This window comes from Mycolicibacterium arabiense (genome assembly GCF_010731815.2).
GTDB lineage: Bacteria > Actinomycetota > Actinomycetes > Mycobacteriales > Mycobacteriaceae > Mycobacterium > Mycobacterium arabiense.
Genome location: NZ_AP022592.1, coordinates 318,558 through 333,783, shown reverse-complemented (window position 1 = coordinate 333,783; position 15,226 = coordinate 318,558). Strand labels below are relative to the sequence as shown.

Here is a 15,226-nt window from a genome sequence, read left to right as displayed (position 1 = left end):
TCAGAACAAACGTCTCTGCGCTCCTGCACCGGAATTAATGGTGATGAGGCACTGTTACCATTAGTAGATCACTTGGGAGTTACCCCGAGTGATCGCGCTAGGGCCTTGGCCACTCCCCAAGTGAGCCAAGACCGCAAACACAACCACGACGGAGTATCGACATGAAGAATTTCGGGATCGTCTCGCTCGCTGCTGCTGCCCTGACCGCCGGGGTCCTCGGCCTAGCCGCGCCCGCACAAGCCGACCTTGGCCACCACATCTGGGTCAACACCATCACCCAGCCGCACGTCGCCGTCCCGCACGTTGACACGACCGTTCACCACTAGGCACCGTCACCGAGCGCGGTCGGGCACCGAACTGATGCCCGACCCTCTTGGTGTCGGCAAGGGTCCCGGGGCACATCGAACCCACTCAGCGCGAGATCGAGGGCGGGGCGGCGGCTCGAGGATCGCTCTTCAGCCCTCGCCGCGATCGACGCCAGGAGCCGCAACCGCACCCCTATGCGGTACTCACGCCGGTTCAGGAAGGCTTCACCGCACCAGCACCCAGCAGCACCTTCTGACGCGTGGAGACGTGTCTACTCGCATCGTGGCAACGCCACGCCGGCCACAACACCACGGCGATCAAACGGTCGGACTGGCGAGTGCAGCTTGGCACCTCGATGCGTGGAGCGGTCGAACGTGCGCTCCTTCCGCATCACATTTCAGACGCGATTGACACGCTGCTCACCCAATGACTCTCTTCTCCAACACCTTTGGAATCTACAAAAGCCCGGGCGGCGACACCAGGCCCCACCGCCGGGCCGAGGCGGCGCGTCGCGCGTGACTACTCGGACGCCTGCAACCCCCGTCGTGTGCGCGACTGACCGTGCAGTCACGTTTTGTGGCCCGCCGTCATGAGCCGGCGCGGCAAGACGAGACAGAGCCTTCTACCCGCCCCTTGTCGCATCGAACTCTCACGGTGTGGTCGTCAACATCCCATCACTGGTGGGGCCAGTCGCAGGCGCGGATCACGGGGCCGCGGGATGGGGTTCAGGGCTCCCGAGTTCGAGCGGCAAGCAGGCAGTGATTTGGGTGTTGCCAGGCTGGGACGCAACGCTCAGGGACCCGCGGTGCATTCCGACGATGGTGCGCCAAGCCAAGTCCAAGCCCATTCCAATGCCTTGCCCCACCGGTTTGGTCGTGAAGAAGGGCAGGAAGATGCGATCGTGGATTGCCGCATCGATGCCGGCCCCGGTATCGATGATGTCGACGCGGACGATGCCCGGGTCGAACAAACTGGTACGCACCGTGATGGTGCCCGTGCGCTCATCAGTCGCCTTAATTGCTTCGACCGCGTTCTGGATGATGTTGTTGTAGGCCTGGTTGAGTTCTGCGGCATAGCACCTGAGCGGGGGCAGGTTCGCGGCATAGTCGCGGCGAATGTCGATGCCGTCGCCGACGACGGAAGCCATGACAGTCAACGTGCTATCCAGGAGTTCGTTGAGTTCGCACTGCCGTAGGGGGGAACTGTCTACTTGTGAATACGTCCTCGCTGATGCGACGAGTGCGCTGACCTCAGCACTCGCGGCGGCGAGTTCCTTGACGAGCAGGAGGGTGTCGAGCCGATCGGCTACCGCGGATAAGACCGCATCGAGTTCGGACAGGGAATCAGTGCAATCGAGGGTATCGGCCACGACCTGCAGCCAGCTAACGGATATACCGCCGGCAGCCAGAGTCGGTGCTTTCACCCATGACTGCTCGATACCGTGTGCGGTGAGCCATTCGTCGATTCGTTCTTCCCTTTGGATGCGTTCCAACGCCGACGCTGGCGAGATCTGTTCTGCTTGGACCGCCCGGCTCGCGTCAGATCTGAACGTAGCGTAGACAGCAGCGGCAGCCGGGGAGAGGCGTCCGTAGGTCGAGACCTGGAGGTCCCTGTGGTGGATCGTATTTAGGTGTGATGCGATCCGGGCGATGGCCGCTGCAGGGTTGTTGAGGCCGTGCATGAGGCCGGCAGTGAGTGTTCCGGCGGCCTGGATCCGGCGTTGTTGATCGACGATTTGGTGGACGCCCTCGTGATCGACATGCATGCCCTGCAGCAAGTGCACCGCCATCGGATAATGGGTGCGGATGAACCGGCCAAGGTATTCCGCGCCGATGCGAATCATCCGCGTGGAACCGACGGTTCGCGCGGAGAAGCCGTACGCTTCGGGCGGGTTCTCGATGAACGACGCTGTCGCGCCGCAGTATGCGCCGCGGTGGCTGGTACGCGTCGTCTCGACGTCCCGGTCGCCGGCTCGCTTGCTCAGCGAAAGCTCGCCATCTACAAGCACGTAGAAGAAGCGAGCGGGCTCGCCTTCGCCGAAGAGGAGCCCGGCGTCGTAGTCCACCAAAGCGCTGTTGGCGGCGAGGGACTCAAGGTGCTCCCCTGGCAGCGCCTCGAACAAGAACAACCCTCGCAGCATTGCCGTCGCCGGTGTTGATTCCCTCACGGATCGCGCTTCATTCACTGAACTGCCCTCTGGTGATTGGCTGGGGTACACAACCCATTCTATGGGTTACTCGACTCGACGTGGTGTATGGCCAACCAATGCTCGCCGCGACGGACTGTCTTCGTCCGCGTTTGACACAGTGGACGATCGCCGTATCTACCAGGTACACCGTTGGTGAGGAGGGCCGATCGGCGGCGCTCCAGTAGATTCGCCCTAAGAATGCGCGGCTGTTGATGTGATTGATTGCCGGAGAATGCCTGACACATCTGGGATGGTCTGATGCGGCAGCGCTTGTGCGTCCCGGCCACACGCTGGGCCGCCGAACCGGGTCGCCGACATGACGCGTTCGTGCCGCGCGGGCAGCGGCGCTGCCGCTATCTGGCACCAAGAAGCCGCTAGAAGCAGCGCCCGGTTACTCCCTCACGACGCTGTCGCCGACGTGCATCGCACCTTCGGCGACGACGTCGAGGTATGTCCCCGCGCAGGGGAGCACGCCGAAATCAAAAGCCTGTACGCGATTGTGCACCGTTGGTGTGCGCAATGCGTGGGGCGCTCGCGGCAACTGGCCGTGCTCCAGGGTCGGGATGACGCACCGCGGAGTCGGACCGAGAACGCGCAGACGCGTCCCACCAACCGTGAGAGTGCCTCCGGTCCAGTCGTTCTCTGCGTAGGGGGATGGTCAAGCGGAGTCTCGATGACCAGGTTCGGGCGGTAGCGTTCGGCCTCCACGCCGATCGCACACAGGGTGGCGGTGGTGATCGCGTGAAGCGGCGCGAAGTCGGTGAACGATGTGCCTGGAGTTGCTTGGGCCAGCTCGAGGAGCGGCGCGTCTACTTCGGCGTCTAGCCCGCGCTCGAGCACCTGTTCGGGATCAGCGCGCTCGAGAGTCGCCCCTGGCGGTCTCTTGTCCATCAAGTGAACCGGACGACCCACAAACGACGAGAGCAGCTCGTCGATGTCTTCGTCGTCGGTCGCGGTGACACGTCCGCCCGGGAATCGGATGTGGACCCCGGACGCGTTGACGAACGCTTGACACTGCAGCAAAGTGCGCCACAGTCTGGCCTGCTTCGCGCTGGCCACATGACCGTTGGATTCGTCGATCAAGGCGAACCGACGGTCGCCCTGGGCCCCGCCGTGATCGACGATCAATACATCGGCGCCTTCTCCCAGCATGACTTCACCGGGTAGCGGTGCAGACTTTGCGCATGTAGCCGTGACGTGGCGCCCATGACTCGACGATAGCCCGCGGTCGAGCCCGCAAGCAGTGTGAGTCAGTGGTTTCCGTGCTTTCGATCCGGAGGCGAGTTGGCGCGGCGGTGTTCCGCTGTGCCGGTCGAATGTCGGCAATGGAACGACCTGCTGTGGAGCGGCCCTCGGCCTGTCACCCCCGTGGGGTGCGTAGCCCAAAAAGTTTCCCAGTGGGCGGTACTGGGCCCGTCAATGTCACGGTTGCAGCACCAAATCCACCCACCCCCTTCCCGCGGCGGCAGGTGCAACTAATGTTGTGACCGGCGCTAACCATTAGCATGGGCGAGCTCGCGTCTTCGTAAACCAACCATCGGCAAGGAGACCAATGATCAATCACGGTGAGCACGAGCCGAAATCGACGATCACGTATTCGATGGCGGGCAAGGGATGCTGCCAGCTTCTCGCGGTCGGTCTTCTAGCGTCGGTCGGCTTGGCCGCGGTATCTGCGCAGGGTGCGGTCGCCGCGGCAACGCCCGGTGAGAACGACCTCGTCGGGTCGGTTGCTGCCGCGGCCGACGCCGAGCAGCAGCTCCACCAAGCCGGCGCGCAAGTTCAAACCCTGCAGGAGCAGGTAAATCAAGCCATCGTGCGACTGGGCGCGGCTCGTGACACGGCGGCCGTGGCCGAGTCCGATGTTCGACGACGGCAGGACGCTGTGCTTCGTGCACGCTCACAGATCGAGGAAGCGCAGCACCGCTTCGACCTATTCGCCGTTTCAACGTACGTCAACGGGCCAAGTGCCTCGTCGCTGATGGCAACTGACCCCGCAGAGGCCTTGTCGACGCTGGCCGCGGGACGAGCAATCGCACTAAGCCAGCGCCAATCATTGGCTAACCTGAATCGGGCGCGTACACGCGAGGTGGATGCCGAGTCGAGCGCACGCGCCACGCGCGACGACGCCAACGCCGCGCGGGCCGCGGCGCAGCGCCTCCAAGAAGAAGCAGTCTCCGATCTAACCGCAGCACGGGCAGCCTTCGCCGACCAACGCCAACGTATCGAGTCGTTGGCGGCCGATCGTCGTATCGCCAAGGATGCGGCAGGCGTAGCGGCGGACAGCACTAAAGCCTGGGATCTAGCAGCGGATCGGGGGCCGGGTGCGGCGAGCGTGCAGGAGTGGGACACGACGCTGCCATCCGTTCCGAGTGCGAACGTGACGACTGATCCGCTGGCCGTGGTGAACTCGATCCTCGGCGTGGCTTCGGCGTCGGCGAACGTGACAGCCGATCTGGGACGTTCATTTCTCAACGGTTTGGGCATCGTTCCGGCGGAGGTGCCCAACGCGCAGGCCGGCCTCACCAACGGCGCCATACCGCGGGCGTACGGGCGACAAGCCTCGGAGTACGTCATCCGACGTGCGATGTCCCAGATTGGCGTGCCCTACTCGTGGGGTGGCGGCAGCGCGGCCGGACCCTCTCGGGGCATCGACTCGGGCGCGGGCACCAGCGGTTTCGATTGCTCGGGCATAGTGTTATTCGCTTTCGCCGGCGTTGGCATCAAACTGCCGCACTACTCGGGCGACCAATACGACGCCGGTCGCAAAGTGCCTTCGGCACAGATGCGGCGCGGAGACGTCATCTTCTACGGGCCCGGTGCTAGCCAGCACGAGGCGCTCTACCTCGGGCAGGGGATGATGCTCGAAGCTCCCTTCACAGGTTCGGACGTGCATGTGTCTGCCGTCCGTACCTCGGGCATGACACCGTACGTAACGCGCTTCATCGAGTACTGACCGCTAATCGACCTGGCGCGGTCGGTTGGGCGCGCCAGCATCGACCGATCAGACGGCGGAATCCTCACCAGCGAACGTGCTGGTCGACATCGTGCGTTCTTGAGCCGTTGCTCCACATAGTCGTATGGCTACCAGGGCTTGCGCTGAGCGAGGCCAGCCCGTTAACGCATACGTGTATCAGAACCCCTGCCGATACCGGAGGCAAGCAACGAAAACGCGTCAACGTGGGGGCGGTGCCATCTGCCGTGGTTTGAGGCCGTCACCGGAGAGCGCCTCGTAGTCCCTCGGTGGCGATCAGCGCACCCAGCCCAGCCATGAAGGTGCCAGCCTTATGGTCGAGGGCCGACCTCGCCCTGCCGTACACCAGCCTGGGTGTGGGCCGCGACATCATGGTGGCGACCGTCAGGTACCAGGACGCCTCGATGGACAACACCACGAGAGGAAGGGCGGTCAACAACCAGCGCGAGGGATGCGCCGGCAGCGCGGACGCGAAGACGCTGCCATGGACCACGGTTGCCTTCGGGTTGCTCAACTGTGTCGACATCGCGATGGCGAAGGTCCGGCTCGACGGAAGGGGCCCGGCCTGCGGCAGGGTTCCGTCGTGATCGCCCGCCTTCCACAGGCGAACGCCGAGATACATCAAATAGTCCCCGGCTAGCACCTTGATCACCAGGAACGTCGAGACGGCGTAAGCCAGGACCGTCCCTACTCCCGCGGTGGCGGCAACAGCAAATACCAACCCACCCGTGCCCACACCGAGCGTTGCGACACGACCTCTGCGCGGTGTCGTCGAAAGCGCCGTCTGCGCCACCAGGAGAAAGCTGGGCCCAGGACTGATGGCCCCGATCGCGACGGCACCGGCAATTGTCACCAGGCTCACGATGTCTTGATTCGCCATGAACTACCTCCTTCGAAGTGCCCGCACCGTGCAATCCCCGCCGGGGGAGGGATTCACGGCGTTCCCCGTGAGCGCTCAAGACTGCGAGGGATGAACTCGTCCGCGATGAACGCGGGTGAGGGGCACGGATTGGTTGACCCTGCAGCATTCGGATAGAACTCCGGCCTTGCCTGGCCGCACGCCAGGATGCTGGACGGTCACGTCGATACCGTTGGGTGAGACGACGATGACGGGACACCAGGACCACCACGACCCGCTCCGAGTGCACGGCGGAAGCTACCGGTCGTCTTGTCCACGCGTCAATTGCTTTCGGCCTGACACTAGCCCGGCCCGCCCAAACCCACGCGAACGAGGTTTGGCCGAGTTGACCTGCTCGCACGCCGGGGCTCGTTTAGCGTCCGCGGTATGAGAAGGGTCAGGCCTACGTGTTGACAGGCCGACCAATCCGACTGATTAGAGGCTCTATTTCGATCCCACGCCCTTGGCCGCAACGGCCTTGACCAAATCGAACAAGGTACAGAAGAACAGTCCAAGTAGGGGAATGTACTTCGTGACAAGCTCCCAAACAGCGACAACGCCGGAATCCGCCGCCAGCGGGCTCGGTGACACTGGGTGTGGTGAACAAGGAACTCACCGTGGCCTGTGAAGAGCAAGATGGCCGACACGTTCCCGACGATGGACAGTTTCGGCGCAACAGGTTTGATTGGCCGATGGGTTCTCGTCACCCACCTCGATTACACCGAGTAGGGCGGAGAACGTACGCTCCGACAGAAAGCCGCAGAGCCAGCCCATGAAGGAGCTGTTCGAAACCAAGAGCGCGGTCTGTTGTGCGCTCAGACGAGATGACACGGACTCGTTTTGCGACCACGTTCGGCGCCAATCAACGACGTCAGCAAATCGAATACGCGCAGGCTGCGTCGCCGTCGGTCGCACTGGGCAGCGCCTTCAACGAGCGCCCCCAAGACCGGTTCAGTGCTAAGGGGATTACGCATTGTCCGGCAAGGGGCTCAGTGGTACCGGTCGCCTAGCTCTTTGCTCGCGAGTTCATCGCGAACTCATCAGAAAACCCCTCGGTTGATGCCCACTCGGCCTCGACGTCGGCGAGGGCTGCGGCGAGCCGATCGCGCGTCTGCACGCCCCGGTCGCTGAGATACACCCGTACCTTGCGCCGGTCCAAAGCGTCCACCTCCCGGTAGGCCAGGGAGCGGGTGGAAAGCTTGTCCACGACCCGGGTGAGGGTGGGCCCCGCAGTTACGGTTTCCGCCTGCAACTCGGCCATGGTGAGGCCTCCGGATTCGGCGAGCGCCTCAATGGCCAGCCAGTGGTCGACCCCGAGCTGTTCGCGCTGCAGTTCGGTCTCGAGCCCGACGGCCAACCGGCGGGCCGCCTGAAGCACTCTGACCGCCGTCGACGCGGTAGCCGGGCCGTCGGTGGGCGCACTCGACACGATCGCCGCCTCCTTAGGCCTTGCCGGGAGAGCCCGGCTCGGTCAATACTTTCAACTGGAAACGATAGTAACCTCATGTTCCTTGGCTTGGATAGGACCAGCGCTGTGAGTAGGCCCTCACCAAGGCGCGAAGACGCCGAGGTATGGCGGCTGGCCGTGGTCGTGCCGCTGCAGGGCCCGGGTGGGGTATTCGGTCCCGCGTGCGAGGCGGTGAGCGAGCTGGCTGCCCGCGATCTGAACGCTGCCGGGGGCGTGCTGGGCCGCGAGGCCGTCATCGAGATCGTCGACGGCGGAGCGGAACCCGCTGTGGTGGCGCGTGAGGTCGACCGTTTGGTGACTGCCGGCCGGGTTGACGCGGTGACCGGCTGGCACATCTCGTCGGTGCGGCACGCGTTGGCACCGGTGGTCGCCGGTCGCGTGCCTTACGCGTATCCGGCGCTTTACGAGGGCGGCGAGACCCGACGCGACATCTTCTGCTGCGGGGAGACGCCCGACACCCAGATCGCCCCGGCCTTGCGATGGATGCGCGACAACGTGGGCGCGCGGCGGTGGTTCATCGTCGGCGACGACTATGTATGGCCGCGGTCGTCGCTGGCGTCGGTGCGCGAATACGCCCGCGACCTCGATCTGCGCATCGTCGGCGGCCGGTTCGTGGACCTCGGCCGCGCCGACATGACCGAGGTTGTGCGGGATGCGCTGCGTTCGCGGTGCGATGCGGTGTTGATGCTGTTGGTGGGGCAGGACGCCGTCGAGTTTAACCGGGCCTGCGCCGAACTCGGCGCCGATGAGTCGTTCGTACGGTTCAGTCCGCTGATGGACGAGGGAATGCTGCTGGCCAGTGGCCACGAAAGCACCCGCGGCGTGTTCGCTGCCGCCTCCTACTTCCGTTCGATGATCGGCGCCAACTCGATGGATCTGCTCGGGCGCTACCTCGAACTGCACGGAGGTGGGGCCCCGCCGCTGACGGGGATCGCCGAGTCGTGTTACGAGGGGCCGCAGCTGCTTGCACAGCTTATTCACAAAGCCGGGCGACTAACCGACATCGCTACGCCGGACCGTGTTGCGTACGAAAGTCCCAGAGGCACAGTTGAATTCCGACACCATGCCACGGAGCAGCCTGTGCATCTGGCGCTGGCCGACGGATTGGACTTCGAAGTGCTGACGACCTTGGAGCGGCGCGGCGGATTGTGATCCGGCCTACGCGGTAGTTGACAGTGTGGCGCCGACCACTTAGTTTCAAATGGAGATATTCCAAATGAAACCGATAGGTGGGCGGAAAATGAACAACGTCGGACTGCTCTACGTCGGCGCCGTGCTCTTCCTCAACGGTGTCACCCTGCTGGGCAAGGTCCCGGTGCGCTCCGCCGCAGTCTTCAATCTCCTCGTCGGCGCACTTCAGTGCGCCGTACCCACGGTGATGCTTATCCAGGCGGGCGGCGACGCCGCGACCACGCTGGCCGCCTCGGGCATCTACCTCTTCGGATTCACCTACCTCTACGTCGGGGTGACCAACCTGGCAGGTCTCGAGCCGCAGGGGATCGGCTGGTTCTCGCTGTTCGTCGCCGCTGCCGCCGTGGTCTACGCGGCGCTGTCGTTTACGGTCGCCGGCGATCCCGCCTTCGGTGTCATCTGGATGGCGTGGGCGGTGCTCTGGTTTCTGTTCTTCCTGGTGTTCGGCCTCGGCCGCGACGAGCTGACAACGTTCACCGGATGGTCGGTCACCTTGCTGAGCCTGCCCACCTGCGCGGTACCTGCCTTTCTCGCACTCACCGGCCATTACCGGACCTCGGGCCCGATCGCCGCGGTCTGGGCCGTGGGTCTGACCGCACTGCTGACCGCGGCGGCAGTTCTCAGTGGCTCCACGACCTGGGCTCGCGCAGGATCCACCACCCCCGCATACAACTGACTGCTCGTTATTTCACGTTTGCTCAATCCGTTTCACCAACAACCAGAAGGAGAAGTTCATGCGACACGGAGACATCTCATCCAGCCCGGACACCGTCGGAGTCGCGGTCGTCAACTACAAGATGCCCCGCCTGCACACAAAGGAGGAGGTACTGGACAACGCCCGCAAGATCGCCGACATGGTGGTCGGGATGAAGGCCGGCCTCCCCGGTATGGATCTGGTGGTCTTTCCCGAATACTCCACCCAGGGCATCATGTACGACCCCGATGAGATGTACGCCACGGCCGCCACCATTCCCGGCGACGAGACCGACATCTTCGCCGCGGCCTGTCGCAAGGCGAAGACCTGGGGCGTGTTCTCGATCACCGGCGAAAGGCACGAGGACCACCCGAACAAACCGCCCTACAACACACTGGTCCTCATCGACGACACCGGTGAAATCGTCCAGAAGTACCGCAAGATCCTGCCGTGGTGCCCCATCGAGGGCTGGTACCCCGGCGACACCACCTACGTCTCGCAGGGACCGAAGGGCATGAAGATCTCGCTGATCATCTGCGACGACGGAAACTACCCCGAGATCTGGCGGGATTGCGCGATGAAGGGTGCCGAACTGATCGTGCGGTGCCAGGGCTACATGTACCCGTCCAAGGACCAGCAGGTGCTGATGGCCAAGGCGATGGCGTGGGCGAACAACACGTACGTCGCGGTGGCGAACGCCGCCGGCTTCGACGGCGTGTACTCCTACTTCGGGCACTCGGCGATCGTCGGGTTCGACGGCCGCACTCTTGGTGAGACCGGTGAAGAGGAGTACGGCATCCAGTTCGCCCAACTGTCGCTGTCGGCGATCCGAGACGCCCGCGAGTACGACCAATCGCAGAATCATCTGTTCAAACTCCTGCACCGCGGCTACTCGGGCGTCCATGCCGCCGGCGACGGCGACAAGGGCGTCGCGGACTGCCCCTTCGAGTTCTACAAGCTGTGGGTGACCGATGCGCAGAAGGCACAGGAGGTGGTCGAGTCCATCACGCGCGAGACCGTGGGCGTGGCCGACTGCCGAGTCGGCAACCTGCCCGTCGAACAGACCGTCGAGGCGTAGAGAGGACCGGCGTGCCCTTCATCACCGACATGTTCCACGAGCAGAACGGCAACACGTCGCTCGGCGACGTGGTCGTAACGCCGCTGCCCGCCGCTATCGACCACGGCGCCCTCGTCGACCGGCTCGAGGCGAGGATCGTGGGTCAACCGGAGGCGGTCAGCGCCGTCGCCAGAGCGGTGTCGATTGCGCACGCCGGTGTCGCCGATCCCGGTCGACCGTTGGCGAGTGTATTGCTCGTCGGGCCGACCGGGGTCGGCAAGACGGAGCTCGTCCGTCGAGTCGCCGCTGAAGTACGTTCCGGCGCAGACGATCTCTGCCGGATCGACATGGCCGCCCTGGCGCAGGAGCACTACGCGGCGTCCTTCTCGGGCGCACCGCCCGGATACGCGGGTAGCAAGGAGTCCTTCACCCTGTTCGACAAGAACAGGATCGAGGGAGACCCGTACACACCCGGCGTCGTGCTGTTCGACGAGGTCGAGAAGGCCGACTCGACGGTGATCCGCGCACTCCTACACGTACTGGACTGCGGTGAACTGCGTTTGGCGAACGGCAAGGAAAGGATCTCGTTCCGCAACTGTCTCGTGTTCTTGACCTCGAACCTGGGGTCGGGGGATTTCGCAGCGGCGCAACGAGTTCGTCGTCGATGGCGACCGTGGCGCGCGCATCGGGCCGACAGTCCACGCGATCTGGTCATCGCCGCGGTAGAGGAGTTCTTCGATCCGGAGTTCTTCAACCGGATCGACGAGACGGTCGTGATGAACCCGTTCGAAACTGCGACGGCCCTGCAGGTCGCCGCGCTCGAGTTGGAACTACTGGTCGCGCGTCTGGCGCGGGAGTCCGTCGCGCTGCGCGTCGGTCCCGGCGTCGTCGAACGCCTGCACGAAATCGGGTTCGACCCCGTCTACGGCGCCCGCGGGCTGCGCCGAGCGATCAGGACACATCTCGTCGCTCCGGTCGCGCAGTGCGTGTTACGAGCGCGTGGGACGTCGTCCTCGACTCCAATCACTTTGGAGGCGAGCGTAACCGGGGAGGTTCTGCGCGTGGAACCGGTGATTGCCCTGTAAGTGGGACATCTCTCCCGCGGACCGTCTCCGTCGATGCCGCGAACGTTACTCAGGCCACCAGTACGAAGGGAATTCGAGCCGACCATGCCCTCAATTGTCGAAACCGCAGCTTCCGCCGACATCGATCCACCGGCCTTCCCGCCGTCGGACGAGTTCGCCGCGTCGGCGAACGCGTCCGCCGAGTTGTACGACGAGGCCGAGCGGGATCGACTCGCGTTCTGGGACAAGCAGGCCCGGCGGTTGGCGTGGGAGACGCCGTTCGGCGAGGTACTGGACTGGTCGGAGGCGCCGTTCGCGAAGTGGTTCGTCGGCGGGAAGCTCAACGTGGCCTACAACTGTGTCGATCGCCACGTGGAAGCGGGCAACGGCGATCGCGTCGCCATCCACTGGGAGGGCGAACCCGTCGGCGATCAACGGACGATCACCTACGCGGAGTTGAAAGACGAGGTGTCGCAGGCGGCCAACGCCCTGACCGACCTCGGCCTGGTCGCCGGCGACCGCGTCGCGATCTACATGCCGATGGTCCCCGAGGCGATCGTCGCGATGCTCGCGTGCGCGCGGCTGGGCGTCATGCACTCCGTCGTCTTCGCGGGCTTCTCCGCGAGCGCACTGCGGGCCCGCGTCGAGGACGCCGAGGCCAAGCTCGTCATCACCACCGACGGGCAGTACCGGCGCGGCAAGGCGGCGTCATTGAAGGAGGCGGTCGACGAGGCGGTCAAGGATCAGGAGTGTGTCGAGCACGTTCTGGTGGTGCGCCGCACCGGAATCGACACCGCGATGACCGAGGGCCGCGACGTCTGGTGGGACGAGGTCGTGCCGAAGGCGTCCACCGACCACACCCCCGAGGCGTTCGACGCCGAACACCCGCTGTTCCTGCTCTACACCTCGGGCACCACCGGCAAGCCCAAGGGCATCATGCACACCACCGGCGGCTACCTCACCCAGTCGAGCTACACCCACTTCAACGTCTTCGACGTCAAACCCGAGACCGACGTGTACTGGTGCACCGCCGACATCGGCTGGGTCACCGGCCACACCTACATCGTCTACGGACCGCTGTCCAACGGCGTGACGCAGGTCGTCTACGAGGGCACCCCGACCTCCCCGACCGAGCACCGCCACTTCGAGGTCATCGAGAAGTACGGCGTCACCATCTATTACACGGCGCCGACGCTGATCCGGACGTTCATGAAACTGGGCCGCCAGATCGCCGCCGAGCACGACCTGTCGAGCCTGCGACTGCTCGGGTCGGTCGGCGAACCGATCAACCCCGAGGCGTGGCGCTGGTACCGCACGGTGTTCGGCGCCGACAAGACGCCCATCGTGGACACCTGGTGGCAGACCGAGACCGGGTCGATCATGATCTCGCCGCTGCCCGGCGTCACCGACGCCAAGCCCGGCTCGGCGATGACACCGCTGCCCGGCATCTCGGCGGTGATCGTCGACGACGACGGCAAGCAGCTCGAACCCGGTACCGATCACGGCGAGCAGGCCAACGGCTACCTGGTGCTCGACAAGCCGTGGCCGTCGATGCTGCGCGGCATCTGGGGCGATCCGGAGCGGTTCAAGGAGACCTACTGGTCGAGGTTCGCCGAGCAGGGCTGGTACTTCGCCGGTGACGGCGCCCGCTACGGCGCCGACGGCGAGATCTGGGTGCTCGGCCGCATCGACGACGTCATGAACATCTCCGGGCACCGGATCTCCACAGCCGAAGTCGAATCCGCCCTCGTCGGGCACTCCGGGGTCGCCGAGGCCGCCGTCGTCGGCGCCTCCGACGAACAGACCGGTCAGGCCATCTGCGCGTTCGTCATCCTCAAGGCCTCAGCCAAGGCCGACGACGCCAACATGGTCGAGGAACTACGGGCCGAGGTCGCCAAGGAGATCTCCCCGATCGCCAAACCCCGCGAAATCCACGTCGTCCCCGAGCTCCCCAAGACCCGCAGCGGCAAGATCATGCGCCGCCTACTGCGCGACGTCGCCGAAGGCCGCGAACTCGGCGACACGTCGACCCTCGTCGACCCCAGCGTCTTCGAAGCCATCCGCGCCAGCAAGTAGGTCCGCCCCCTCCGCCGAACGCCGGTTACCGCCACGCTTCTCGCGAAAAAGCGTGACGGTAATGGTCGTTCGCGCGGAAGGCTAGGGGCAGTGGTGGAAGCGCAGGAGGTCGAGTTCGACGCCGAGGGCGTCACGTTGCGTGGTCCGTTCTACGGCGCCGAGAGTTCGGGTCGGTCCGGCCCCGCGGCCGTCATGACGCACGGGCTCGCCGGGCGGATAACCCTCCCACCGACTTCGCCGAAGGTCTGGCGGACGCAGGAGTCAGCACGCTGTTGGACGACCATCGCGCCTGGGGGACCAGCCTGTCGGGCGGCCACGTCCTGGTGCTGGGGCAATCGACCGCAGAGTCAAAGCCGGTGTGGCTCACAGCCACCATCACGAAACCGGGCGACGCACTCACCGCGCCGGCCACAACCGCCGACGCCATTGTCAACAGAGCCAACACATCCGGATGCATCGGATGCGTCCCATCGCAACGCTTGGAGCCGCCGTCTGGCCCGAGAGGCGGTGCCGCACCTCCGCAACGGTGAATGCGGCGGCGTTCGTGTTCAGAGGTGGTTGAAGTCTTTACGTCGCCTCGCGTTGCCCGATGGCCTTGAGTGCGTCGCTCAGTGTCCAGAACGACAGTCCGAGCAGGGGGATGTCCTTGAGTAGGAATTCGCCTGTCAGGGAGATGGCCGGAAATCCTCCGCCGGCCGGCTCGGTGACCCCTGGAGTGGTGAACAAGAAGCTCACGGTACTGACGAACAGCAGGATGGCCAGCAGGCTACCCAGCACCGACAACTTCGGGGCGAACGGTTTGATTGCCAGCAGGATCGCCGCGCTGACTTCGACTACCCCGAGCAGATCCGAGAACACGTTCTCGGACATGAAGTTGTAGAGCCACCCCATGAACGGGCTGTTGGCGACGAGGGGGGCGATCTGGTGGGCTTCGAAGTCCATGAACTTCAGTGCGCCGATCCACCCGATGACGATGACCAGGCCATAGCGGCCCAGCACCGCCGCGATCGTGTCGATCCTCGATACCAGTGTCGGATTGTCGGATCTGAGCAGTTTCACTTTGTCAGCCATGGCTGTCTCCTCAATAATTGGGACGGACGGCCCATTATGTGAGTGGTCGTCGCTGGCGTCAACGGTGGCACGGCGGCGAAGGGGATACGTCTTTCGCGTCGTGCATGGCTTGCATTCGCCAATCATCAGGTGCAATTGACGGCGAAATACATTCGGTGACAACCTCACAGGACAGAAACCGCGGGTCCACAGGTGGTCGGACGCCACCGTGGACCCGCAGCGCTTCACGATTCGCGGTTGAC

11 protein-coding genes and 1 pseudogene are annotated in these 15,226 nt (G+C 64.6%); 7 read left to right on the top strand and 5 right to left on the bottom strand.

Annotation, left to right across the window (positions count from 1 at the left end; translation table 11 throughout):
* The first annotated feature begins 161 nt into the window (after positions 1-161).
* Positions 162-326, top strand: coding sequence for a hypothetical protein (locus G6N61_RS01175; protein WP_170314445.1), 165 nt, complete (start codon positions 162-164; stop codon positions 324-326).
* Between the two features lie 683 nt (positions 327-1,009).
* Here G6N61_RS01175 and G6N61_RS01170 read toward each other — a convergent pair.
* Together G6N61_RS01170 and G6N61_RS01165 are read right to left on the bottom strand one after the other, a co-directional pair.
* Positions 1,010-2,428 carry an ATP-binding protein gene (locus tag G6N61_RS01170; protein WP_163916438.1) on the bottom strand — a complete coding sequence of 473 codons (1,419 nt, stop codon included), beginning with the start codon at positions 2,426-2,428 and terminating at the stop codon, positions 1,010-1,012.
* 457 nt (positions 2,429-2,885) lie between these two features.
* Positions 2,886-3,702: pseudogene (locus G6N61_RS01165) on the bottom strand (MOSC domain-containing protein).
* 344 nt (positions 3,703-4,046) lie between these two features.
* Here G6N61_RS01165 and G6N61_RS01160 point away from each other — a divergent pair.
* Entirely contained in the window at positions 4,047-5,447 is a 1,401-nt protein-coding gene (locus tag G6N61_RS01160; RefSeq protein WP_235887093.1) for an NlpC/P60 family protein, read from the top strand.
* 259 nt (positions 5,448-5,706) lie between these two features.
* On the opposite strand, the gene G6N61_RS01155 is transcribed toward G6N61_RS01160, so the two are convergent.
* Together G6N61_RS01155 and G6N61_RS01150 are read right to left on the bottom strand one after the other, a co-directional pair.
* Positions 5,707-6,345, bottom strand: a complete 639-nt coding sequence (locus G6N61_RS01155) for a LysE family translocator (protein ID WP_163916436.1) — start codon at positions 6,343-6,345, stop codon at positions 5,707-5,709.
* A 1,024-nt stretch (positions 6,346-7,369) separates the two neighbouring features.
* On the bottom strand, positions 7,370-7,792 hold the full coding sequence (locus G6N61_RS01150; RefSeq protein ID WP_163916434.1) for a MarR family winged helix-turn-helix transcriptional regulator: 423 nt from the start codon (positions 7,790-7,792) through the stop codon (positions 7,370-7,372).
* A 75-nt stretch (positions 7,793-7,867) separates the two neighbouring features.
* Here G6N61_RS01150 and G6N61_RS01145 point away from each other — a divergent pair, with 75 nt between their 5' ends.
* The 5 genes from G6N61_RS01145 (at position 7,868) to acs (ending at position 13,913) form a co-directional block, all read left to right on the top strand.
* Positions 7,868-8,983: a substrate-binding domain-containing protein gene (locus G6N61_RS01145; RefSeq protein ID WP_163916432.1), complete on the top strand. Its 1,116-nt coding sequence runs from the start codon at positions 7,868-7,870 to the stop codon at positions 8,981-8,983.
* A gap of 88 nt (positions 8,984-9,071) precedes the next feature.
* Positions 9,072-9,698: an AmiS/UreI family transporter gene (locus tag G6N61_RS01140; protein ID WP_163916430.1), complete on the top strand. Its 627-nt coding sequence runs from the start codon at positions 9,072-9,074 to the stop codon at positions 9,696-9,698.
* Positions 9,699-9,756: 58 nt separating this feature from the next.
* A complete protein-coding gene (locus G6N61_RS01135; protein ID WP_163916428.1) occupies positions 9,757-10,794 on the top strand; it encodes an aliphatic amidase in 1,038 nt (345 codons plus the stop codon).
* Positions 10,795-10,805: 11 nt separating this feature from the next.
* Entirely contained in the window at positions 10,806-11,858 is a 1,053-nt protein-coding gene (locus tag G6N61_RS01130) for an AAA family ATPase (RefSeq protein WP_163916425.1), read from the top strand.
* An 84-nt stretch (positions 11,859-11,942) separates the two neighbouring features.
* Positions 11,943-13,913 carry an acetate--CoA ligase gene (acs, locus tag G6N61_RS01125; protein WP_163916423.1) on the top strand — a complete coding sequence of 657 codons (1,971 nt, stop codon included), beginning with the start codon at positions 11,943-11,945 and terminating at the stop codon, positions 13,911-13,913.
* Positions 13,914-14,480: 567 nt separating this feature from the next.
* Here the strand turns inward: acs and G6N61_RS01120 are convergent.
* Positions 14,481-14,984, bottom strand: coding sequence for a YkgB family protein (locus tag G6N61_RS01120; protein ID WP_163916421.1), 504 nt, complete (start codon positions 14,982-14,984; stop codon positions 14,481-14,483).
* Positions 14,985-15,226 lie beyond the last annotated feature (242 nt).

Bases quoted from the DNA above. Each gene is read 5' to 3' on its own strand.
- G6N61_RS01135 (WP_163916428.1), top strand. From the start codon at position 9,757: ATGCGACACGGAGACATCTCATCCAGCCCGGACACCGTCGGAGTCGCG.
- G6N61_RS01175 (WP_170314445.1), top strand. From the start codon at position 162: ATGAAGAATTTCGGGATCGTCTCGCTCGCTGCTGCTGCCCTGACCGCC.
- G6N61_RS01145 (WP_163916432.1), top strand. From the start codon at position 7,868: ATGTTCCTTGGCTTGGATAGGACCAGCGCTGTGAGTAGGCCCTCACCA.
- G6N61_RS01120 (WP_163916421.1), bottom strand. From the start codon at position 14,984: ATGGCTGACAAAGTGAAACTGCTCAGATCCGACAATCCGACACTGGTA.
- G6N61_RS01160 (WP_235887093.1), top strand. From the start codon at position 4,047: ATGATCAATCACGGTGAGCACGAGCCGAAATCGACGATCACGTATTCG.
- acs (WP_163916423.1), top strand. From the start codon at position 11,943: ATGCCCTCAATTGTCGAAACCGCAGCTTCCGCCGACATCGATCCACCG.
- G6N61_RS01155 (WP_163916436.1), bottom strand. From the start codon at position 6,345: ATGGCGAATCAAGACATCGTGAGCCTGGTGACAATTGCCGGTGCCGTC.
- G6N61_RS01140 (WP_163916430.1), top strand. From the start codon at position 9,072: ATGAACAACGTCGGACTGCTCTACGTCGGCGCCGTGCTCTTCCTCAAC.